Origin of the sequence: Vibrio plantisponsor (assembly GCF_013041605.1) — a bacterium.
Taxonomy (GTDB): Bacteria; Pseudomonadota; Gammaproteobacteria; order Enterobacterales; family Vibrionaceae; genus Vibrio; species Vibrio plantisponsor.
The window spans coordinates 1-23,386 of sequence record NZ_JABEQC010000003.1 but is presented as its reverse complement, the minus strand read 5'-3'; the positions used below and the strand labels follow the sequence as shown (position 1 = coordinate 23,386).

General features: G+C 46.7%; 15 protein-coding genes, 2 tRNA genes and 2 pseudogenes. 15 read left to right on the top strand and 4 right to left on the bottom strand.

The window, feature by feature from the left end:
* The first annotated feature begins 37 nt into the window (after nt 1-37).
* From HKI82_RS05460 to HKI82_RS05450, 3 genes and pseudogenes are all read left to right on the top strand, one after another.
* Nucleotides 38-114 (top strand) — tRNA-Val (locus tag HKI82_RS05460).
* A gap of 36 nt (nt 115-150) precedes the next feature.
* Nucleotides 151-227, top strand: a tRNA-Val gene (locus tag HKI82_RS05455).
* A gap of 389 nt (nt 228-616) precedes the next feature.
* Nucleotides 617-1,728 (top strand): annotated as a pseudogene (locus HKI82_RS05450) (IS3 family transposase).
* 52 nt (nt 1,729-1,780) lie between these two features.
* Here the strand turns inward: HKI82_RS05450 and HKI82_RS05445 are convergent.
* On the bottom strand, nt 1,781-2,539 hold the full coding sequence (locus HKI82_RS05445) for a hypothetical protein (RefSeq protein WP_102942288.1): 759 nt from the start codon (nt 2,537-2,539) through the stop codon (nt 1,781-1,783).
* A gap of 303 nt (nt 2,540-2,842) precedes the next feature.
* On the opposite strand from HKI82_RS05445, the gene HKI82_RS05440 reads away from it, so the two are divergent.
* The 6 genes from HKI82_RS05440 to HKI82_RS05415 all read left to right on the top strand — a co-directional run bounded on the left by HKI82_RS05440 (nt 2,843) and on the right by HKI82_RS05415 (nt 11,983).
* On the top strand, nt 2,843-4,483 hold the full coding sequence (locus HKI82_RS05440) for an ABC transporter substrate-binding protein (protein ID WP_102942287.1): 1,641 nt from the start codon (nt 2,843-2,845) through the stop codon (nt 4,481-4,483).
* Nucleotides 4,484-4,548: 65 nt separating this feature from the next.
* Nucleotides 4,549-5,523, top strand: a complete 975-nt coding sequence (locus HKI82_RS05435) for an ABC transporter permease (protein WP_102942286.1) — start codon at nt 4,549-4,551, stop codon at nt 5,521-5,523.
* An 8-nt stretch (nt 5,524-5,531) separates the two neighbouring features.
* Nucleotides 5,532-6,524 carry an ABC transporter permease gene (locus HKI82_RS05430; RefSeq protein WP_102942285.1) on the top strand — a complete coding sequence of 331 codons (993 nt, stop codon included), beginning with the start codon at nt 5,532-5,534 and terminating at the stop codon, nt 6,522-6,524.
* Complete coding sequence (locus tag HKI82_RS05425) at nt 6,521-7,474, top strand: ABC transporter ATP-binding protein (RefSeq protein WP_171137396.1); 954 nt, start codon at nt 6,521-6,523, stop codon at nt 7,472-7,474. Before HKI82_RS05430 ends, HKI82_RS05425 begins: the two co-directional genes overlap by 4 nt.
* 11 nt (nt 7,475-7,485) lie before the next feature.
* Nucleotides 7,486-8,472: an ABC transporter ATP-binding protein gene (locus tag HKI82_RS05420; protein WP_020480152.1), complete on the top strand. Its 987-nt coding sequence runs from the start codon at nt 7,486-7,488 to the stop codon at nt 8,470-8,472.
* 61 nt (nt 8,473-8,533) lie between these two features.
* Nucleotides 8,534-11,983: a hypothetical protein gene (locus HKI82_RS05415; RefSeq protein WP_171137395.1), complete on the top strand. Its 3,450-nt coding sequence runs from the start codon at nt 8,534-8,536 to the stop codon at nt 11,981-11,983.
* A 235-nt stretch (nt 11,984-12,218) separates the two neighbouring features.
* Here HKI82_RS05415 and HKI82_RS05410 read toward each other — a convergent pair whose 3' ends face one another.
* Nucleotides 12,219-13,229, bottom strand: a complete 1,011-nt coding sequence (locus HKI82_RS05410; protein ID WP_102942281.1) for a LacI family DNA-binding transcriptional regulator — start codon at nt 13,227-13,229, stop codon at nt 12,219-12,221.
* A 579-nt stretch (nt 13,230-13,808) separates the two neighbouring features.
* Here HKI82_RS05410 and HKI82_RS20470 point away from each other — a divergent pair.
* The 4 genes from HKI82_RS20470 to HKI82_RS05395 all read left to right on the top strand — a co-directional run bounded on the left by HKI82_RS20470 (nt 13,809) and on the right by HKI82_RS05395 (nt 17,802).
* Complete coding sequence (locus HKI82_RS20470) at nt 13,809-14,135, top strand: hypothetical protein (RefSeq protein ID WP_240956652.1); 327 nt, start codon at nt 13,809-13,811, stop codon at nt 14,133-14,135.
* On the top strand, nt 14,126-14,458 hold the full coding sequence (locus tag HKI82_RS20465) for a hypothetical protein (RefSeq protein WP_240956651.1): 333 nt from the start codon (nt 14,126-14,128) through the stop codon (nt 14,456-14,458). The genes HKI82_RS20470 and HKI82_RS20465 overlap by 10 nt, the downstream gene beginning before the upstream one ends.
* Nucleotides 14,459-14,552: 94 nt before the next feature.
* Nucleotides 14,553-16,154 carry a glycoside hydrolase family 16 protein gene (locus tag HKI82_RS05400; RefSeq protein WP_171137394.1) on the top strand — a complete coding sequence of 534 codons (1,602 nt, stop codon included), beginning with the start codon at nt 14,553-14,555 and terminating at the stop codon, nt 16,152-16,154.
* Between the two features lie 364 nt (nt 16,155-16,518).
* Nucleotides 16,519-17,802: a carbohydrate porin gene (locus tag HKI82_RS05395; RefSeq protein ID WP_042488640.1), complete on the top strand. Its 1,284-nt coding sequence runs from the start codon at nt 16,519-16,521 to the stop codon at nt 17,800-17,802.
* A gap of 143 nt (nt 17,803-17,945) precedes the next feature.
* Here the strand turns inward: HKI82_RS05395 and HKI82_RS05390 are convergent, their stop codons facing one another.
* Nucleotides 17,946-18,815, bottom strand: a complete 870-nt coding sequence (locus HKI82_RS05390; RefSeq protein WP_102942278.1) for a helix-turn-helix domain-containing protein — start codon at nt 18,813-18,815, stop codon at nt 17,946-17,948.
* A gap of 111 nt (nt 18,816-18,926) precedes the next feature.
* Between HKI82_RS05390 and HKI82_RS05385 the strand changes: the two genes are divergently transcribed.
* Together HKI82_RS05385 and HKI82_RS05380 are read left to right on the top strand one after the other, a co-directional pair.
* Nucleotides 18,927-21,743, top strand: coding sequence for a glycoside hydrolase family 3 protein (locus tag HKI82_RS05385; RefSeq protein WP_102942277.1), 2,817 nt, complete (start codon nt 18,927-18,929; stop codon nt 21,741-21,743).
* A gap of 205 nt (nt 21,744-21,948) precedes the next feature.
* Nucleotides 21,949-22,827, top strand: a complete 879-nt coding sequence (locus tag HKI82_RS05380; protein ID WP_102942276.1) for a MalM family protein — start codon at nt 21,949-21,951, stop codon at nt 22,825-22,827.
* 248 nt (nt 22,828-23,075) lie between these two features.
* On the opposite strand, the pseudogene HKI82_RS05375 reads toward HKI82_RS05380, so the two are convergent.
* Nucleotides 23,076-23,386 (bottom strand): annotated as a pseudogene (locus HKI82_RS05375) (IS5/IS1182 family transposase); the annotation flags it as partial.

The following is a 23,386-nucleotide window of genomic DNA, read 5'->3' as shown; positions in this document are numbered from 1 at the left end:
GGTTCAGTCGCTAATATCGCTTTCGTTCTAAAGCAGTGCGTCCGTAGCTCAGTTGGTTAGAGTATCGCCTTGACATGGCGGGGGTCGGTGGTTCGAGTCCACTCGGACGCACCATTCTTAAATCATTAAGAAAAATAGAACACAGAATTTGGGTCTATAGCTCAGTTGGTTAGAGTACTACCTTGACATGGTAGGGGTCGGCAGTTCGAGTCTGCCTAGACCCACCAAATTTTCGATGAAGCCCGCATCTCTGCGGGCTTTGTTGTATCTAGGGTATATCTAGCTTCTCACAAGTTTCCTCATTTTAATTTTTCATATTTATGCGTTCAAATTTCATTGAACTATACCTGATTGGTCACCAGATGGTCACAATGGTGACCATGCGATGTGCGGTTCTATATATTTTCTAGTTATATTTGGCGCCATCTACTTAGCCAATAGATTTTCATTTTCTTTTTAAAATCAGGTCGATTATTAAACCATCCTCTGTCCTAAATAATTTATTAAATAAGTTGTATTTGTAAATGATTTAGGGAGTGGAGGAACTGACCTGCTCACCATAATCTAGTCCAGTCTACACATTAGTAATGTTCATCCAACCAAGGAGATGATGAACATGAAAAAGCAATTCAATGAACAGCAAATCATTACTATTTTAAGGGAAGTGGATGCGGGTATTCCCGCCCGAGAGCTTTGCCGCAAATATGGGATCTCAGATACAACGTTCTACACATGGCGCAAAAAAAAACGTAGGGGTGGATGTCTCTGAAGTCCGTCGGCTAAAAGCGCTGGAAGACGAAAATGCTCGATTCAAAACGTTGTTGGCTGAAACGCTACTGGATGCATCAGCCCAGAAAATTGCTCTCAGCCAAAGCTAATGACCGTCTAGGACAAGCGCAAGGCTATTAAAGTGATTCAGGAAGGCACACAGTTTTCAGAACGGAGAGCCTGTTTACTCGTTGATGTTCAACGCGCATCGATTCGATATCAACCTCTGATTAACCGTGAAGATAATAAGCTTCAGCCTCGGATAAAGGAGTTGGCACTGGAGCGGCGTCGATTTTGTTATCGTCGTATTCATCGTCTTTTGAGACGAGAAGGATTTGATGTTAACCATAAGCGAGTTTATCGCTTGTACTGTGAGTTGGGCTTAATGGTCAGCAAGCAGAGACGCAGAAAATCACGGTGGGCGGAGCGCGAACCTCTCTTGCTTGCTTCCTTTCGTACCGAATCACAAGTGGTCTATGGACTTTGTGATAGATGCTCTGAATAACGACCGACGGATTAAATGCCTGACGATTGTGGATGATTACACAAAAGAGTGCCTGGATATTACTGTTGTTACGGGGATCTAGGGTGATGAAGTCGTGATCTCGCTAGAGTCTATCGCTGAGTTTCGAGGTTATCCTTCTGCGATACGAATGGATCAACGGCCAGAATTTACAGGAAAAACCCTAGACCAATGGGTTTATCAGCAAGGTGTGATTTAAAATTAATCCAAGCAGGGAGACCGAAGCCGAATGTTTGTATCGACATTTTTAACGGAAAATTCCGCGATGAATGCTTAAACGAACATTGGTTTAGCGAGCTAAATCATGCCCGTGACTTATCAGTGGCTGGCGAATGGATTGCAATGAAAACCGCTCCCACTCAGCATTGGGTTGCTTGACCCCACTTGAGTTTGCAGAAACCACAATAACAGTAACCAATACTTCATTAGTAATTTAATCAGAATTACTAATGAAGTATTGGATTAGTTACTGGGAGCAAGTCAAGTGAGTCATTTGCGACGTAATGCAAATGCGTCCGGATGGTAGGGCAAAAATGGATTAACTAAGCTTATGATTTTTTCATTACATTTCACATTGGTATAAAACATATGTTTATACTTACATAACTCATCGTTATTCTTTAGGTTTTCACATTCTTTTTTAAACGTTGTGTAAATGTCGTATCTTTTAGGGTTTATATAGTATACGACTGGTAGGTCGTAATAAATTGCTGTTGATTCTACTATATGAAAATTATTTATTTTAAGTTCATTTTCAGATATCAACTCAGAAATCTCAAATTTTCCTAGAGGTATATAATCTATTTCTCTTGTTTTAAGCAAGGTGACACAATGCTCAATGCTTTCACATTCTTTAACGTTATATCCATTAAATTTAAAAATTTCTTTATCCAACCAACATGAGGGTAAGCCTGCTCTAAGCTGTTGTAGTTTCTTTTCCTCAATAAAATGGAACGCTGAAGAATCATTTTCATTTATCAGCAAATTTCTAAACCCTAGATAATCACCGCATAGCGATATAGGTATTTCTAAGAAAGAGTTTGGTGTGAACTTAGTATTTCCAGAAATTGTGGTTGTTATATCAAATCCAAATTTGAAAATTTGTCCTTCAGAACTTTTAGTAGAGTAATTACTTTTGTTCTCAATGAGTTCATTGCCCGGAAATGCATTTTCTATGATCTTTTCGGTGATAAATAGCTCATGCTTTTGCCTAATAAGTGATTTATTTCCGTTCCAGTACTTTATCATTACCAACTCTCCTTTGGATTCATCCCCAGTTAATGAATGTTAGCCAATTCATATTTGTAAAGAAAGCGATTTCTCAGTGATCGAGGCTGAAAAATTACTTCTAATAGCAGACTCTAGTTTATAAAATATTAAGCTATGGTTTTAAGTGGTTGATATATATGGATAAAATTGTTGTTTTATCATTTTTGTGTGATCGTTAGTTTGTTTTGGGGATAAATTGATTGCAGTATCTTATCAAGATGACAAAATCTCAGAAAGAAAGCGCTTTCTTGTTTTGAAGTGACAATAATTCAAGGACAATATATGAAACAGAAGATGACAATGCTAACGGCTTTACTAGCTTCTTCTCTAGTAGCTGCGGGCTCTGCTAATGCCAACGAAATAAAGCATGGAGGAACACTTACAGTACCTATTATAAACACAGGTTTTGTAGAGAACTTCAATCCTTACACCACCAAAGATCTTTTGCACGGAGTGATGTATGAACCTCTTTTAGTATTTAACAATATGACGGGTAAAACCGATTTCCGTTTGGCTCAATCGTTCTCTTATTCTGATGATCTAAAGACTCTAACTCTAAAGCTGCGAGATGGTCTGAAGTGGTCAGATGGCACTTCTCTTACTGCAGATGACGTAGTGTACAGTTTTATGTTAACCAAAGACTTCCCTGCGTTCGACCAGAAAGGAATTTGGACCGGAAACAACTTACAAACCATTTCTGCGAAAGACAATACAACGGTTGTGTTTACGCTGAATGATGCAGACTCCACGTTTGTGTGGAACTTGGAGCGCTACCACATAGTACCTAAGCATGTTTGGTCAACAGTGAAAGATTTGACTACTTTTACAAACCCAAACCCTGTCGGCAGCGGCCCGATGACTGTTGTTAAATACCTAAAACCACAACAAATGGAACTATGTCGTAACCCTAACTATTACCTAGAAGGGCGCCCATATCTGGATTGTATCAATTTCCGTTCCTACAACGATAACTCGCAAATTCAACCTGCGTTGATTAAGGGGGAAATTGACTGGGGTTCAAACTTCATTGCTGATGTTGAATCAACGTTCGTTGAGCAAGATAAAGCCAATAACCATTTCTGGTACCCGGCGAACGATGCAATTCACCTTTATGTAAATACTAAGAAGGCGCCGTTTGACGATCTGCGTGTACGCCAAGCTCTTTCTATGGCGCTTGATCGCCAAGAGATTGTTGACATTGGTGCTTATGGTTATCCAACACCTAATTACAACGTGGGCGGTATTGGTGAGTTGTACAAAACATATATTGATCCAAAAATTGAGCAAAAATATAGTTATGTAACACAATACAACGTCGAAAAAGCAAAACAGCTGCTTGAAAAGGCAGGTATCGTCGACCGCAATGGTGATGGTTTCCGCGATAATCAAGATGGTTCAACCCTAGAATTTGACATCGAAGTGGTCAATGGCTGGACAGATTGGATTCAAGTGGTACAGATGGTCACTGAATACTTTGAAGATGTTGGCATCAAAGCCAACGTAAAAACAGTTGACTGGGCCGTGTATGACGCCAACTTGAAAGAAAGCAAGTACACAATGTCGATTAACTGGTCGATGGTAGCTACGAACCCAATTCTAGCTTACCAAGAATATTTCTTAACATCACGTATCGGCAAGACCTGGCATGCGGGACACGGTATTCACTCTCCGGAGATCGACAAACTGATTGAAAGCTTCGGTAAGACTGGTGATGCGCAGGAACAACAAGCGATTATTTCGAAGTTGCAGGAGTACACTGCAGAAAACCTACCATTTATTCCACTGTTTTCCAACCCAACCTGGTTCCAATACAGCACCAAAAAAATTGTTGGTTGGCCGAACGCAGAAAACCCATATGTTCAGCCAGTGTGGTACGACGGTGGTAAACGTGTGATTATTATCAACAATTTACACCTGAAATAAGTAGTTTGTTTTTTTGTTTTCAGGAGCTATCACTACGTTGATAGCTCCTAAGTTAAAGGTGTGTTATGTCGTTTTTAGTTCGCCGTTTTGGCTTTTATTTTACTGCTTTCCTGATTGCGATTTCATTCAACTTTATGTTGCCACGTTTAATGCCAGGGGATCCGGTGGATGCTTTGTTTGCTGCAGCACAAGGTCGTATGGATCCGGCTCAGATGGATGCCGTTCGTGAGATGTATGGCTTTGTCGATGGAAACCTGTTTGAACAGTATCTGGCTTACATGAAGAGTGTGTTTACAATGGAGTTAGGCCCGTCGGTGCTTATGTTTCCTGTTAGTGTATTGGATGTGATTGCTATGGCTTTGCCTTGGACCATGTTCCTCGCTCTGGGATCTTTAATTGTAGCGCTAATCATCGGGGTGAGTATTGGGACTTACTCATCGTATCATCGTCAGGGTTTGTTTGGTCAAGTGGTACCACCAGTGTTGGCTTTCATCAGTAACTTTCCTTATGTCGTTACTGCACTGTTACTGTTCTACTTCTTTGGTTTGAAGCTGGAGCTGCTGCCACTGGCGTACACCTACGATCCCTCGCTAGAGCCAGGTTTCAACCTAGAGTTTATTGGTAGTGTTGCCAAGCACGCCATATTGCCAGTGGGTTCAATGGTTGTCGTCGGAATTTCGACGTGGGTGTTTAACATGCGAAACGCGATGATAAACGTGTTGGGTGAAGATTACGTCACCATGGCAGAAGCGAAAGGACTCAGCAGTTTCCGTGTGATGTATCGCTATGCAGGCCGCAACGCCATTCTTCCTGTGGCTACCGCAATAGCGATGGCGATTGGTTTCTCATTCGCAGGCTCGATCATGACGGAAGTGGTTTTCAACTATCAAGGTTTGGGCAACATCTTACTTAAAGGCATTGTTGCACGTGATTACCCGTTAATCCAAGCCATCCTGTTGATTCTCGTCACAGCAGTACTGACGGCGAACTTCATTGCTGATTTGCTCTACGTCTGGCTTGACCCCCGCATTTCAAACTAAGGTGTACCATGGACAAGACAATCAATACTAATAATGCGTCCGAACCCAGTGAAATGATCGCTCGTGAGCCTCGTTTCTCTTGGAAAAAGACCAAAAAAACACTGGGTAAAATTTACGCATTTTTCTATGGCAACCCGCCAGCCATTATCGGTGGCTTGTTGCTGAGCGTCATTCTCTGCGGTGCGTTGTTTGCGCCAGTATTGGCGACGCACAACCCAGAAAAGCGCGTTGCTCGCCCGCACGTTGCGCCAAATGCAGAATACGTACTTGGTACCACGCGCAGTGGCCGTGATGTTTACAGCCAAGTGCTGCATGGTGCGCGCAAATCACTGACAGTGGCCATTGCCGCAGGTGTAATTGCCATGAGCCTCGCCGTGATCATCGGTGTTTCGTCCGGCTACTTTGGCGGCAAAATCGATGAGCGCCTTAACTTTCTGACTAACGTTTTTCTGGTATTCCCACAACTGCCCTTGCTGATTGTTCTCGCGGCTTTTCTCGGCCAGGTCGGATCCTTAGTCATTACGGTTCTGCTCGGCATTACCTCCTGGCCTTGGGGGGCGCGCGTAATACGTTCGCAAACCATGGCGATTCGAAACAAAGAATTCATCATCTCGGCAGAAGTGATGGGCGAGTCAAAAATTCGCATCATCTTGGTCGAAATTCTGCCGAACCTCGTTTCCATCGTATTCGGTGGCTTCTTAGGCACCGTGATTTACGCCATGGGCGCGGAAGCAGGCCTAGGCATTCTTGGTTTAGGTGATGCAACCGAAGTGAGCTGGGGCTCCATGCTTTACTGGGCGCAAACTTCCTCGTCGCTCTACACGGGGGCATGGTGGGAGATGCTGGTTCCGGCGTCGGCACTGGCGATTACTGGTGGCGCGTTGGCACTGATCAACATGTCGATTGACCAAGTGAGTAACCCGAAACTGCGCACCGGTCCACACATCAAACTGTGGCATCAATTGAAAAAGCAAGCCGATAAACGTCGAGGTCTACTATGAGTCATTTACTTGAAATCAATAACTTGTGTGTAGATTACGTCTCACCAAACGGCGTTGCGCGTGCAGTGAACAACGTTAGCCTAACCATTTCACCGGGTGAAACCGTGGGTTTAGCGGGCGAGTCGGGTTGCGGCAAAAGTACCTTGGCTTTCGCGATTTCGCGTCTGCATAAAGCGCCAGCGCTGATCTCGGAGGGGGAGATCCTCTACAAAGGGCAAGATGTGCTGAAGATGAACGATCGCCAATTACGCGATTTCCGCTGGAACGATGTTTCGGTGGTGTTCCAAAGTGCGATGAACTCACTCAACCCAGTCATTACAATTGGTGAGCAACTGACGGATGTGATTTTGGCGCACCGTAAAGTGCAGTACAAACAAGCCCATGAGCGAGCGGTTGAGTTACTGAAAATTGTCGGGATTCATGGCGATCGTATGAGCAGCTTTCCGCATCAACTTAGTGGCGGCATGAGGCAGCGTGTGGTGATTGCGGTTGCATTGGCACTTGAGCCAAAACTGATCATCATGGACGAACCAACCACGGCGCTCGATGTGGTGGTTGAGCGAGAGATTCTCAACGAGCTGTATGAACTCAAGAACAAGTTTGGTTTTTCAATCTTGTTCATCAGCCACGATTTGAGCTTGATGGGTGAAATCGCCGACCGCATCGGCGTGATGTACGCCGGCAACCTGATTGAGTTGGGCGAAGCGAAGCAAGTGTTTGGCAATCCGCAACATCCTTATACCAAAGGGCTTATCTCATCGTTCCCTACCATTCACGGGCCGAAAGAGCGCCTTTACGGTATTCCGGGCAACCCGGTGAACCTGCTCAATATCCCAACAGGGTGTAATTTCCAAGAGCGTTGCGGTGTTTGCACATCGGTTTGTAAGCAGCAAGACCCCCATTTAATGCGTGCCGATAACGGCAGCCTTGTCTCGTGTCATTTGGTGTAGGGAGCGGAAACATGCAACAAGTAAACACACCTGAAGTAATTCTTTCGATTAAGAATTTGGTGAAAGATTTCCCGCTTGGCCAGTCGGTCAAAAGCAATCTCATGCGCGCGGTGAACGACGTATCGTTTGATCTGCGCAAAGGCGAAGCGCTGGCGATTGTGGGCGAATCCGGCTCGGGCAAAAGCACGGGGGCGCGTATTTTAACCCGCATCTACGATAAAACCGCTGGGGAAGTGACCTTTAAAGGCCAGCCGCTGGCTGATTACATTAAAGAAAATGGCGAGTTGGAATACGCGCGTCAGGTGCAGATGATTTTCCAAGATCCTTTTGGCTCACTCAACCCGGTTCACACCATTTACCACCACATTGCGCGCCCATTGCAGATTCATAAGCGTGCCGATAACGCCGCGATTCCTAAGTTGGTGTACGAGCTGTTGGAACTGGTGGGTTTGTCGCCAGCGAAAGAGACGGCGGAAAAATACCCGCACGAACTCAGTGGTGGCCAGCGTCAGCGCGTTGCGATTGCCCGTGCTATCGCAGTTGACCCTGAAGTGATTTTGGCCGATGAGCCTATCTCTATGCTGGATGTGTCTGTACGCCTAGGTATTTTGAACCTGATGGCGGATCTAAAAGATAAGCACGGCATCTCATTTATGTACATCACTCACGACATTGCAACGGCACGTTACTTCGCTGAAAAAACCGCAGTGATGTATGTTGGTCACATGGTGGAGTGGGGTGACAGCGACAGCGTGACGCAAAACCCGCAGCACCCGTATTCGCAACTGCTGCTCTCTGCCGTGCCAGAAGTCGGCAACTCTGGTAAACGCGAACTGCAGGCGAAAAAAGGTGAAATCCCACTGTGGAAGCCAAGCAGTGTGGGTTGCCCCTTTGCCGCCCGTTGTCTTAAAGCCACCGAGTTGTGCACGCGTTCTCTGCCTGAGCCGACACAAATTGCGGAAAACCACTTTGCGCGCTGCCATCACCTTGCTGGGTGATGGCCAGTTAACTTTTTAAAAAAGCGATAAAGAAAGCGCTTTCTTTTGTTGGAATGAAATTATGAAGCTAGAACATCAAAAAAATCAGAACGTTGAAGGTTCATTTGTCGATTTGCTCGGTGAGCGTTACTACAAAATTGCCCATGTTGACAAAATGGCCCCATTTTTCATTAGCGTGGTGTCCTCCAGCGACCATTGGCTGTTTATCTCATCAACAGGCAGTTTATCGGCGGGCCGCATTCGCCCTGAAAATGCTCTTTTCCCGTACAAGTCGGTGGATCATATTCATGAAAGCGCGGAAAACACCGGCTCGAAAACCATTGTTCGTATGCAGCAAGATGGCCGATGGGTACTGTGGGAACCGTTCAACCGTTTCCACGATGGCTTGTACCAAGTAGAGCGCAATCTCTACAAAAACAGCATCGGTGACAAAATCGTTTTTGAAGAGATTAACCACACGTTAAAACTGAAGTTCCAATACGCTTGGGCCAGCAGCGACGATTTTGGCTTTGTTCGCCGTGCGCAAATCAGTGATCTCTCTGACCAAGACCGTGAGCTGGATATTCTCGACGGATTGCAAAACCTGTTGCCATCGGGCGCGCCATTGGCAGCGTTACAAACGCGCAGTGCCTTAGTGGATGCATATAAGTGGAATGAACAAGTGGAAGGCACGTCACTGGCGCTCTACACCATGTACGCTAAGTTGAGTGATCGCGCAGAGCCTGCCGAATCACTGTTGGCGACCACGGTGTTTAGCATTGACAATGACAACGGTCAAATTCTTCTCAGCAGTGAACAGCTAGGTGCGTTCCGCAGTGGTGAGCCGATTGCCAACGAGCCACTGACACGTGGTGTGCGCGGTAGTTACTTGATCAACAAAACAATCAAGCTCCCTGCGGGGCAGAGTAAGCACTGGTTGATCGTTGCCGATATCGACAAAAACCATTGTGATGTGCATGCCTTAGAGCAGCAGTTGGCGACGCCGGTCAAAGTGGAACAGCAGATCGAGGCGAGTATCGCGCGAAATCAGCAAGAGCTGATTGTTCTGATGTCGGGCGGGGATGCTTGGCAAGTGACCGCAGAGGAAACCACGTTTGTGCACCACTACGCTAACGTGCTGTTCAACAGCATGCGTGGCGGCGTGATTGAAAACAACTACCAACTTGACAAGCAAGACGTGCTGAAAACCATGCGCAAAACCAACCAACAAGTGGTGGCGCGTCAGCAAACCTTCTTTGCCGATCTTCCGGCGAGCTTTACCCATGCTGAACTGGTTCGCCTGGCGAAGCTCACGGGTGACGCGCAGTTGGTACGTTTAAGCTATGAGTACTTGCCACTAACGTTTGGTCGTCGACATGGCGATCCAAGCCGCCCTTGGAACCACTACGAAATCAAACTGAAAGATGAAAAAGGTGATCGTTTACTCTCTTACCAAGGTAACTGGCGCGACATTTTCCAAAACTGGGAAGCGCTGGCGTTGAGCTATCCGGGTTTCATCTCTTCATTCATGGCGAAGTTTGTTAACGCCTCGACCATGGATGGTTACAACCCATATCGTATCACCAAAGAGGGCATCGATTGGGAACTGCTGGAAGCGGATGATCCATGGAGCAACATCGGTTACTGGGGCGATCACCAGATCATCTACTTGTTGAAGTTCCTTGAGTTGTCGAAGAAATATCAACGTGAAGAGTTTAGCGAGTTGCTCACCAGTGATCTATATAGCTACGCCAATGTGCCTTATGAGCTGTGTGGCGTGGACAATTTGTTCGCCAATCCAAAAGACACGGTGTCGTTTAACCACGAACTGCAAAAGCGTATCGAAGAAAGAGTGGCGAAGCTGGGCAGTGATGGCCGTTTGATCCTCGAAGGCGAAGACAGCGTTTACATGGTGAACTTGTGCGAAAAAGTGCTGGTGCCTTTGTTGTCGAAACTGAGCAATTTGGTGCTGGATGGCGGTATTTGGCTCAACACTCAACGTCCGGAATGGAACGATGCCAACAACGCGATTGTCGGTAATGGTCTCTCTATGGTTACTTTGTACTACATGCGTCGTTATGTGGCCTTCTTGCAGGGATTGATGAGCGAACTGCCATCATCTGTCTCGATGTCGAAAGAAGTGTTTGATTGGATGCTCTCCATCACCCGCATTCTGCAAGACGCGACCAAAGAGATCCGCCAAGGCACGGTGAATCGTCAAACACGCAAAGCGATGTTGACGCTGCTTGAAAAATCCGCCGACGAGTTCAGACAACGTGTTTACCGCATGAACGGTTTCTCTGGTAAAACCAAAGTGGAGAAAAGTGCGCTCGAGAAACTACTGGAAGCCAGCCTTGTGGTGCTCGATTCCAGCATCGAAAACAACTTGCGTGAAGATGGTTTGTACAACGCCTACAACATCCTGACTTACTCGGGTGAAAGCTTAAATATCGAAAATCTCTACCCAATGCTAGAAGGGCAAGTGGCGGTATTGAGCGCGGGTGTGCTCACACCAAAACAAGCCGTTAAGTTGTTGGATAAGCTGTTTAACAGCGATATGTACCGTGACGATCAGCAAAGCTTCATGCTCTACCCAGATCGCGAATTGCCAGCGTTTGTTGCGCGCAACCGCATTGCGCCTGCACAAGTGGAAACCAACCGTGTGATCAGTGAAATGCTGGCCAAGGGCGATCAACGCATTGTGCAACGTGACATTCAAGGCGACTGCCATTTCCACGCGACGTTTGAAAACGTCGATGGACTGCGCAAAGCGGTCGCGCAAGTGAAAATGGACTACCCAGAGCTTAGCAAAGAACAATGGGACGAGCTCGATGCTCTTTATGAGCAGGTGTTTAACCACCGTGCGTTTACTGGCCGTTCTGGCACCATGTTTGGTTACGAAGGTTTGGGTTGTATCTACTGGCACATGGTCTCCAAACTGCTGCTGGCAGTACAAGAAAACTACCAGTTTGCGTTGGAACAAGATGCAAACAGCGAAGAAACCAAGCAGTTGGCACACTACTACTACCGCGTTCGTCAGGGCATTGGCTTTAACAAGACGCCGCAAAATTACGGTGCGTTTCCAACCGACCCGTACTCGCATACGCCAAAACACGCTGGCGCGCAGCAGCCAGGCATGACAGGCCAAGTCAAAGAAGAAGTGCTGACGCGTTTTGCCGAGCTGGGTATCAAAGTGAACGCGCAGCGCATTCGTATTGAGCCAACGCTATTGAGAAAGCAAGAGTTCCTCACTCAAGCAACCACCTTTAGCTGCTTAGATGTGTCTGGTGAGAAATGCATCTACGTAGTGGATGCCGGTGAGTTAGCTTTCACTTACTGTCAAGTTCCGTTTATCTATGAGCTCAGCGAGCAAGCACAAGGCCACATTGAAGTGATGATGCGTGACGACAGCGTGCAGTTGTTTGAGCAACTTGAGCTCGATGAACGCATCAGCCAAGCGATTTTCGCTCGCACAGGCGAGGTGGAGAAAGTGGTGGTGAGCTTGCCGGAATCGATGCTGTATAGCGGTTAATCACTAAGTACTAATGGCTAATCGTAAGCTTTAAGCGCTTAACCAACTAGCCACTCAAACAGAAACATGGCCTCGTGGTTGAGGCCATATGAGAGAAATAAAGAACCCCACCTTTTGGTGGGGTTCTTTATTTCCGTGTGTTAGCCACGAAAGTCAGCGCAAAAAACAGCGAGCAGAGTCAAGGCTTGGGGAGCTCACTACGGACTTCGCTGACAGAAAGGAAGGCGAGCTTGCTCTACTTGGCCTTCGACTGGTGTGGTTTTACCGAATCTCGTATAACCAGCTCTGGCGTTAGCTTGTGCTTTAATGGGTAACACTGCTTGTTGACCAAGGCCAATACCCCTTTGGCAGCTTCGCAGCCCATTTCCATCACAGGGAAGTTCACCGTGGTTAAGCGTGGGCGAATGTGCTGGCTGTGGGTATCATTATCAAAACCGACCACAGAAAGATCGTCGCCAATCGCCAATCCGCGTTCTGCGGCCACATCGTAAACCGCCAGAGCAATGTTGTCGTTTTGGCAGAAAATAGCGCTGATTTGTGGATCGCGATCGAGCAGACGACGCGCCGCCTCGTGGTTGCCTTGATGGTCAAAACGTCCTTCGACGATCAAACTCGCGTCATACGCAATACCAAATTCAGCCAAAGCGTTGCGATAACCTTGTAAGCGATCGCGGCTATCGACTTTGCTCAGTTGACCGGTGATGCACGCCACTTTCTTGTGGCCATGTTCCAACAGGTGCTTGGTGGCTAGATACCCACCAAGTTCGTTATCGATAAAAATGCAGTGATCGGCAATTTCTGGAATGTAGCGGTTCAACACAATCGTGGCATTTTGACGCTTAACCACGTCAATCAGTTCATCGTCAGAAAGGGTATCGGAATGGACAATCAAACCGTCAACCAGCTTTGAGCGCAGGAAGTTGATCGAATCTTGCTCTTTGGTGTGAGATTCCTGACCACTGGTGACGATCAAGTGAATGTTGTTTTGTCTTACTGTGTTTTCGGCATGGTGCATCAGTGGGCCATAAAACGGGCCGTCTAGCGAGCCTACCAACATGCCAATGCTGTTAGAACGACTGGATGCCAGCGCCTGTGCAAAAGCGTTCGGTTTGTAGCCTAGCTTTTCGATCGCTTCTAAGACTTTCTTTCGATTGGCTTCTTTCACCGTTGGGTGGCCGTTCAGGGCACGTGATACGGTGGATTGAGAGACATTCGCCAACTCGGATACTTCTTTAATGGTGATCAATGGAACTCTCCTTATATTGCCTTTTGAGTTCAATAGGACAGTGTACCTGTGTTCTGTTCCCTCACCTAGAACTCTGATGGCGAAGATAACAAAACTCTGAACTACATAGCGTCCTGTGAAAAGGGATGTTCACGCTTTGAGCAATTTAACCGTGTTGGAGGGGATTATAATGTGATCCACGCACAAAGAAAGCGCTTGCATGTTGGTGGTGCTCACGTTTTTCATCCTTATTTGTTTCTAGAATGGTTTCATCGACTGAGAACATTGCAAGCTATGGGGTTGTCAACTTTCTTGCCGTCGTTTAGCGAGAGCGCTCTGTCTTCTTGACCCGTTTTCTCGCTCTATTTTTAAAACAAAAGAAAGCGCTATCTTTTACTTTTGTTCTAAGGACACTAAGAGTGAATCTGATCAAAACATCATCAAGTACGCGTTACTGCTCGGTTTCTCTGGCTTGTTGGTCGCGTGTGGAAGTAACAGCAAAACAGAAGCATCCAGTGATAGTGGAACGCCAAATGAGGTGATGCTTGCGCCTCAGCCAGTGCGTGAGGGCAACTACCCAACGGAGCACCATGCTGATTATTGGGTAACGCCAATTGTCTAGCCATTTCTTATGGCGCATTCGACGGCATCACTCGTGCTTGCTTAAACATTGTGAAAAGCCACGGAGGTGTGGAACAAAACGTATTGGACAACTCGCTCGCACCCAAAGCCAAACCATTGGTTGATCAACAGTTTGACGCCTATCAATTCATTGTGCTTGACAGTACCTTTTTTCTTGGTGGCGAAGCGATTGCATGGGAAGGCACGGCCTGCCTTGCTGAGAAGTCGTGTGTGCTGACGCTTACTACGCCACAAACGGTGGGTACCGAGAAAGATAGGGCTGGGTTGCAGGCGTTGTGCTGGTAGGTCAAGCAGGTGTGAACCTAAAAGGCTTTGAAAACGGTAGCCTATCGTTTGAGCTCAAAGGCACGACAGGTCCGGCTCTTAACATCGGTTTTCAAACGGGTTTATGGGGTAACAACGATTGCCCTCAAACCATTAACTTTGTACCGTTTGGTCCAATATGCAGCGCCATTAGCACCGAATGGACGGCTTACACCATCCCAATGAGCGAGATGATCAAGTGTAACCCCGATTTTAGCGACGTTACCTCACTGTGCTACTTCAGTGGCACTGCCGACATTCATGGCGGTGTTGCGGAAATGCGCAATGTGGCCTTCAACAAATAATCGTTAATCCGCGACAAAAATGGCATAGCTTGTTTATCGTTCAGCGGATTTCACACTGACAACGCAGTCACGGGGTACCCCGTGCGGAGGAATCATGACATCGAACAACCGTAATAGTATTAACCAGCTTGCTTTGGCCGTTTCTCTTGGCTTATTAGCGGGTTGTAGCCAAACGGGTGACAGCTCATCCGGAACCGACTCAGTTCAAACCAAAAAGCCAGTGATGCTGCTAGATCAACCTACACCACGGAGTGCACAGTGGCAATTGGTGTGGGCCGATGAGTTTGATGGCGACAAAATCAACAAACGTAACTGGAGCCTAGAAGAAAACTGTTGGGGCGGTGGCAATAACGAGCAGCAGTGCTACACCAAACGGGCGCGTAATGCCTATGTAAAAGATGGCTATTTGCACATTGTGGCGCACAATGAGAGCTACAGTGGGCCAGATAATCCAGAAGGCAAAGTTGGCGCCGGGGCGAATAAAACCCTGCCATTTACTTCGGCACGTCTGCGCTCTAAAGACAAGCGTGACCACAAATATGGCCGCTTTGAAATCCGCGCCAAATTACCATCTGGGCAGGGAACGTGGCCAGCAATTTGGATGCTACCGACCGATAACAAATATGGCACTTGGGCGGCCTCTGGTGAAATCGACATCATGGAAGCGGTCAACCTGAAAGCGCAATCTGATGCGCCAGGAGCACAAGCTGGCGATGGTGAAAACCGCATATACGGCAGTCTGCACTATGGCAAAGCATGGCCAGATAACGTCTACAGTGGTCAAGGTGCTTCGCTGCCCAACAACATCAACCCAGCGGATGACTTCCACACCTATGCGATTGAGTGGGAAGAAGGGGAAATTCGTTGGTATGTCGACAACATTCACTACGCGACACAAACGCAAGATGAGTGGTACAGCCAATATAAAGTCGATGGCGCTTTGGTCAACGCCAAAGGCGCAGCACCGTTTGACGAACGTTTCCACCTGCTGCTCAACCTTGCTGTGGGCGGCTCTTGGTCGGCCAATGCCAACCAAAAAGGAATCGATAAATCGGACTTTCCAAAAACCATGCTGGTGGATTACGTGAAAGTGTATCGCTGCTCGGCGGATCGCTGGAAAGGCAAAGGCTGTGCGACTATCGGTGAGCAAGCGGTGAAGGTCAAAGGGCATCAAGCGCCTGCGATTTTGCCGCAAGATGACCGCTACGCCGATGGCCCAAACTTAGATATTTTCTCTGAAAGCCTCAACAGTAACTTGGCGTACGGCAGTTACGATCCAATGGACATCGTCTCGCACCAAGAAGTGGCCGATGGTGATCACGGCCAAGTGCTGAAAATCAGCAAGAAAAACGGCGCGGGTAACCTTTATTTCCGTTCACCCACGACTGACGTGAGCCATTGGTTAGAGAGTGGCGAGCTGATCTTTGATATCAAAGTGGAGTCGATGACTGACGGCAGTGAACTGATGGTGAAAATCGATAGTGGTTGGCCAAAAACCAGTGACATGACTGTGGCGTTGCCAGCGATGGGGCAATGGGGCGAAGTGCGCATCAAGCTGGCGGATTTACTCGCTCAGTCAAACCGCTTTGTTGCTGGCAATCAAGCGGATCCAACCATGATCAACAACTTATTGGTGTTTGAACCTACGGCTGCGATGACATTCAGTTTGGATAACATTCGTTTCGAAAAACGCTGATCAGTACGCACTCGATCGAGCTCGTGGTGAACATCACGGGCTTTTTCGTTTTTAGGCACTTTTCGTTTTTAAGGTACAAAACGGCTTGAAAGTGTTTCTTCCATTCATTGATCAGTGAAATATCAAATTGTGATGAATATCCGAGAAAGCGCTTTCTTTAATGAGGGTGATCACGGTTTTATCTTAGAAGATCCTTTTATACTTCTCTTGCACTGAACAAGGCAGTTGAGGCTGATATTTTATTAGCTTCATCGCATAGTTGAACGTGAATTATTGGTTTGCGTTCGCCATTGATGTTCAGTTTTTTATAAATAACAAAGAAAGCGCTTTCTTTTAAGGGCTAATGATGGAACATGGAGTTAATATGAAACTTTCTAAGCTTACCCTCGCTTGTCTAGTTGCGACTGCGGGTTTATCCGCCACGCCAGTTGTTCATGCTGAAAAATCTGATGGTTTTGAGTTCCACGGTTACTTCCGTGCGGGGGCTCTCTACAGCAAAAACGACGATTTCAAACGTTCAAAATTCCCAGCATCTAAAGAGCGCCTAGGTCGCTTGGGTATTGAATCGGACAACCATTTTGAGCTTGCGCTGCAAAAAAACTTTGAGAATGATGACGGTCAAAAAATCCGTATCAAGACGCGTGCCGGAGCAGACAACGCACAGTCTGAAGGTAAAAACCAGCTCAGTACGAGCGCAGATGCAGCAAACGGTAGTATTGGTATGGTGGAAACCTTTGTTGAGTTTGATGGTGTTAGCGATACGGGTACTATTTGGGGAGGGAAACGTTTTTACGGTAAAGACAACTATATCTTTATGACAGACTTCTTCTATACCGATATGTCCGGCACTGGTGTGGGTATTGAAGGTATTGAACTTGGCGGAAACAAATGGGATTTTGCGTATATCGCCAGTGATAACGCAGAAGATTCATTCTGGGCAACCAACTCGAACAACCCAATGCACTCGGTACACGTAGGCGTTGATTTTGATGGTGTTGAACTGCACGCCATGGGTAAATATCTGCCAGACAACTTCGTCGATGGTACAGAGTACGCTAGCAACGGTGTTGAGATGACCGCGATTGTTCATTCAGACAAAGTGTTTGGTCTATCTGACAAAGGTTTTACCAAGTACATCGCTCAGGCAGGTAAAGGCCTTGGCTCCGGTCAACTACTTGGCGGCACGCTGACTACTTACAACGCATGGAAACCTGGCAATGGTTCGTTGGAAGGCCCTGCAAAAATGAAGAAAGTCGAAAGCGGTGATGTCTCTGCGCGTGCGTTGGTATGGGGGGGATACTTCTTTGAAAATGGCGTGAGCATCTTCCACTCTATCCAAGGTCAATACAACGATCTCGATAACGGTGGCAAAGACAGCTGGGCATCGGCGATGATCCGTCCATCTTTCCCAGTAACACAAAACTTCGTTATCGCGACAGAAGCGGGCTTCCAGTACAACAAATGGGAAGATTCAAACGGTGTGGGTGACGATGCAACCAACTACAAACTGACGGTTGCGCCAACCATTATAGTCCCAACTGGTTTTGGCCCAGCACCTGAAATTCGTTTCCTAGCGACTTACCTAGATGGATCAATGCGTGACAAAGCAGACGTCCTTGTGGGTATCCAAGCAGACATGTGGTGGTAATCCACCTGTAGGGAGTGGTTCTTTAGGGGGATCGCCACTCCTGATTTTGCAACTGGCAAGTCGGGCTACACGGGAGAACTTGTTTTTGTTGCATGAATGCACACCACTGCCATTCATTATGCCGCTGACAACAGCGGCTTTTTTTATTTTTGTTGAGTCATGTATTGGCGTGGGCTTTGGCCAAATTTCTGCTTAAAGCACTTTGAAAAATAGTTGCTGTCATTGAATCCGCACCGTTCCGCTATTTGCTGAATCGAAACACTAGGGTCATTACTTAATAGATCACGTCCATAGTTGAGCTGCATTTCACGCAAGTAAAGATTCGGTGAGGTGTTGAGAAACTGCTTAAACAGCCGCTCGAGTTGTCGCTGGCTGACAAACGCCGCTTGGGCAATTTCTCCGCTGTGAAGGCAGGCATCGGTAAAGTGCTGTTCAATAAAAATTAACGCTCGGCTAAGTGCCAGTGTGGTTTTCGGCAGATCGTGCGTTTGTTGCTGGTACATGCGTGCTAGGGTAATGACCAATTGCTGCATCAAACTGGTGAGCATGGTTTCAAAGCCGTTTTCCCCTTGTTGGTATTCAATCCGAATCGCGTCAATCAACCGCACTATTTGCGGCAGTTGCCCGCTATCAAGCGTGAGCTTAGCCCGATATTCACCGGTTTGGCGGGCAATCGGCTCGACCTTAAACATCGCCTGATAGCCCGACAACATCCTCAATGAGGGCGTTTCGAAAAAGGGCGTGCCTGCTTCAAACATCAAGTTAATGATTTCCAACTGCTCAACATCTTGAAAGGCGTGCTCAATGTCACCGTTAATCACAAACACATCCCCCGTGCTGAGGGGATAAACGTGCGATGCCACGACATGATTGCCTTTGCCACTGACGACCAAAAACAGCTCAGAAAAGTCGTGTTTGTGCAGGCCAAAATCACTGTGATGGTGGCCATCAACATAAGCAAATTTTAAATGCGGATATCGCAGATGCTCCTGCAGTTGATAGGTGACGTTCATGTCGTTATTTTCCCTTTATTGGTCGGTATGTTGGTAGAAATGCGCACTTGGCAAGCATACACTGAAGCTCATTCAATGAGAATGCCAAAAGCAAAATAAAGCGATAGAGCGATGAGAAATCCAGCGATAGACAAAGCGCAGCAAGAACTGTTGTCGGTGAGCCGTAAAGCGGCGACAGAAGGCATCGTCTTGCTAAAAAATGACGACCAAGCCCTTCCTATTCAACCATCAGAGGTGGTTTCTCTGTTTGGCCGCTGTCAAGTGGATACCTATCGCAGTGGCACAGGGTCTGGCGGGGCGGTCAATGTGCCGTATGCCGTTAATGCACTGCAAGGGCTGCAATCCAATGCATCATTTACGCTGAATCAGGCGCTGATCGCGACCTATCAAGCTTGGCTGGCGCATCATCCATTTGATGACGGCGGCGGTGGTTGGGCGGCTGAGCCGTGGTTTCAACATGAAATGCCATTGACCGATGAGGTGGTGGCACAGGCTGCGTTTCAGTCTGACAAAGCGATCGTGTTTATTGGTCGCACTGCCGGTGAAGATAAAGATTACGCCGATGAAGCAGGCAGCTACCGCTTAACCGAGCTGGAATCGGACATGCTAACCAAAGTGTGCCGTCACTTTACGGCGGTGATCGTGGTGATGAACGTGACCAATATTATCGATATGTCGTGGTTAACTGACCTTGAAAACCATCAAGCGATCAAAGCAGTGCTCTACAGCTGGGCGGCGGGGATGGAAGGGGGCCACGCGCTGGCCGATGTGCTCTCTGGCGCTGTTTCTCCCAGTGGTCGTTTGACCGACACCATCGCCTATCGTTTGCAAGATTACCCTTCATCTGCCCATTTTGGCCGCAAAGACTTCAACCCCTATGCTGAAGATATATACGTCGGCTATCGATACTTTGAAACCTTTGCCCCAGAGGAGGTGCAGTTTGAGTTTGGTGCCGGGTTATCTTATACCCAATTTGAACGCCGTTTGGTTCAGTGCTCTGTTGACGTGGCAGATGCTGGCGGCGATCTCACCAATGCCAACGCGCTGACGTTTGATATTGAGGTTCGTAATGTAGGCCAACAATTTAGCAGCAAAGAAGTAGTGCAAGTCTATGTGGAAGCGCCGCAAGGAAAACTCGGTAAACCCGCACGTGTGCTGTGTGGTTTTGATAAAAGCGGTGAAATTGCACCGAATGGCCGTGAAAGAGTGCAAATTACCGTGCCTTTATGGGCTTTGGCTTCCTTTGACGACAGCGGTGTGACAGGGCACAAAAACAGTTATGTGTTGGAAGCGGGTGAATACCGTTTCTACCTTGGGGGGAGCGTACGCCAAGCCGAGCTGGTTGATGCCGTGTGGCAACTCGACCAACTGCGGGTGCTAGAAACCCTTTCAGAAGCCTGTGCCCCAACGCGTGAGTTTGAACGCCTAGTGCCAGCAGAGCGCCAAGCCAATGGCGTCTATCAAACTAGGTATCAGCCTGTGCCACTGCGTACGGTGGAACTGGCGCAACGAATTGAAGCCAACTTGCCGCCAACCTATGCTTTTACGGGCGATCAAGGGATTAAGTTGGTCGATGTTGCAAAAGGACACGCTGATTTAGAAGCCTTCATTGCCCAACTGACGCCAGCGCAATTGGCGACTCTTGTTCGTGGAGAAGGTATGTGCAGCCCGAAAGTGACACCGGGCACTGCGGCTGCATTTGGCGGGGTGTGTGATTCGCTATTTGAGCTGGGCATTCCGGTGGCCGCGGCGGCCGATGGTCCGTCGGGGATTCGCATGGACAGCGGTCATCAAGCGACGCAAGTACCGATTGGAACGCTGCTTGCCTGCACGTGGAACTCGGCGCTCAATCAGCTATTGTATTATCTGGTTGGCCAAGAATTGCAAGCGTACCAAATCGATACGTTACTTGGCCCAGGTATCAATATTCATCGCCATCCACTCAATGGCCGTAATTTCGAATATTTCTCCGAAGATCCGTTATTAACGGGTTGGATCGCGGCTGCGCAAACCACAGGTTTAAAACAAGCGGGCGTTTCTGGCACCATCAAACACTTCGCAGCGAACGATCAAGAAACCGCGCGAATGGATGTAGATAGCGTGATGTCACAGCGCGCGCTGCGTGAAATCCACATCAAACCGTTTGAAATGGCGGTGAAGTATGGTCAGGCGTCTACCATCATGACCGCTTACAATCCGGTCAACGGTCATTGGGCGGCTTCCAACTATGATCTGAATACCACCATCTTGCGTGGTGAATGGGGTTACACTGGCATTGTGATGACCGACTGGTGGGCCAAAATGAATCACCCCGTTGACGGAGGTGAAGAGAGTAAGCGCTTCACTGGCTACATGCTACGAGCGCAAAATGATCTCTACATGGTAGTGGAAAACGAAGCCGCCGAGCGTAACCCAATGGAAGACGACTCCTTGCAGGCGCTCGCGCAAGGTGAGTTAACGTTGGGCGAATTGCAGCGCAGTGCGATGAACATCTGCCGTTTTATTTTGAATGCACCAGTTATGCAAAGACCGTTGCAGGCGTATCAAGCGGTGAAAGCTTTTGCGCCACTTTCGGCTCAGGCGCTCCACGCAGTGCCTGAAACGGCACCAATCTGCTTTGCGGATCAAACCATTGAACTCAACAGCCAAGAATCCAGCCAATGTTTGTTGCAGGTAGAAAACAGCGGTACTTACCTTTGTTTTGCTCAGATGGCCTATGATCGAGAAGCTCTGGCGCAATCTTCTTGCAGTTTGAGCATCAATGGTGAATTTGCTATGTCACTGCCCATCAACGGTAACAACGGCAAGACTACCATGGTTCAAGGGCGAGCTATCTATCTGCCATCTGGTGTTTATTGGTTAGAATGCCAGTTCGTGAAAAAAGGCGCAGAGTTACAAACCTTATGTTTTGAGAAACAAGTGGAATAGGTGCGAACAATTTTCATCAAATTTAGCTATGAATTTTGTGTGTCCTTTTTGGGGTATAAGTATGTATGGAGCATTAGTAGTATGTACCCTTAGTGAATTCGGTTAAGTATTAGTTCATTTAAAATTAATAATTAAAGACTCGCGTCACGTTAAGAGAAAGCGCTTTCTTGTATGGTTTTGGGTAATAGATTCTGAGGAAAACAATATGAAGTTGTTAACTATTATATTACTTGCAGTTCTGAGTGTAGCTTGTTCGAATTCAACATTGGTTGAAAATAAGCTGTATAAGGAAATCCCTGACAGGCTAGCACTAAAAGAGCATCGTTATGTGACTCTAAATGAAATTCGATATAAACAGCTGCCTGAGGTCGGTGATATAGAACTTAATGTTTCTAGTTCCAATGACATTATTAGACTCGACTCCAATTATTCTTATGTAGAAGGTATTAAACTTCCTGTAAGCTCAAGTGATATTGGAGTTAGTGTTTATTCACCAATTGATGACAACGGTGTATTTTTGCCTTCTGTCTTGGTACTAGATGAAAACTTCAAACTTTTAGATTTTCTTGGAACTAGTAATAATTTTTATACACCAAAGAGTTTATTTAAAGCAGAAGGATATTATAGCGAATATAGACTTCCTCAAGTTTATCCTAATGGCAAAAATCCTAGCTACTTAGTATTTTTTACGGATGTGGAAAAACTGAATTTAGATTCTCCTAAACCGTTAAGAGTGATCAATGATATGGCGATCCGTGCTGGTGATATTGAAGCAAATATACTGGATGCTTCAAATAGTAATATCCAATATAGAAAAACTGGTAGGATATACCTAGAAATAGAATTAGAACACTTTAGTAATCCTTATGAGAGAGTAAAAGATCAGAAGGTTATTAGTAATATTCCTTCATCTTTTAAGTGGAGTGAATCCAAAGATGATGAATCTAAATACTACTATGAGATGATTAAAAATTTCGTTCGTAAAGGGTATTTTTCAAAAGCTGCTACGTATATGGAAGAAGCAGAGAACAAGGGAGTTGAAGGTGTTAGAGAGTTATTTGTTCTTGAGGTAAATAATTACTGATATGTAATAGTTCCGACACTTTGATTTGAAATCAAGAGAGTTACCCACTTTGATTTAAGGTGCTTAATCCGAAATCGAAGAAAATAAGAGGTAACTCTGATTCTTCATGTTAGCAATGGGGAAATGAACTTGTTTTGCTTGATTCAAGCAAAGGATTATTGAAAACAGATTCGGAAGGTAATGTAATCGGCAATAGGTTTTTTTTCCTAATTTGCGTTCAGTTAAAAACGCCCTAACATGGCTAATTGTTAGGCGATCACCATCGTTTCAGGCATACCTAGCCCTGTGAGCTTGTTTAACGCTTTTATCATGGCGTAAGTCTCACCAACCTGAGCATTGTAATTTCTCAAGCTTAATGTCCCACTGAGCAGTTTCTTCACACGGAACATCGCCGTCTCCGAGAGCGAACGTTTCTGGCACCCGACAGCTAGATTACGAGGATAGCCCTGCTCCCAGAAGGCTGCGCCTTCCATCGGCGGAATGAGCGCAATAGCTTGCTTGAGGTGAATCGCTTCGTAGCACAACCTTGTGTCATAAGCTCCATCGCCAGATATCTCAA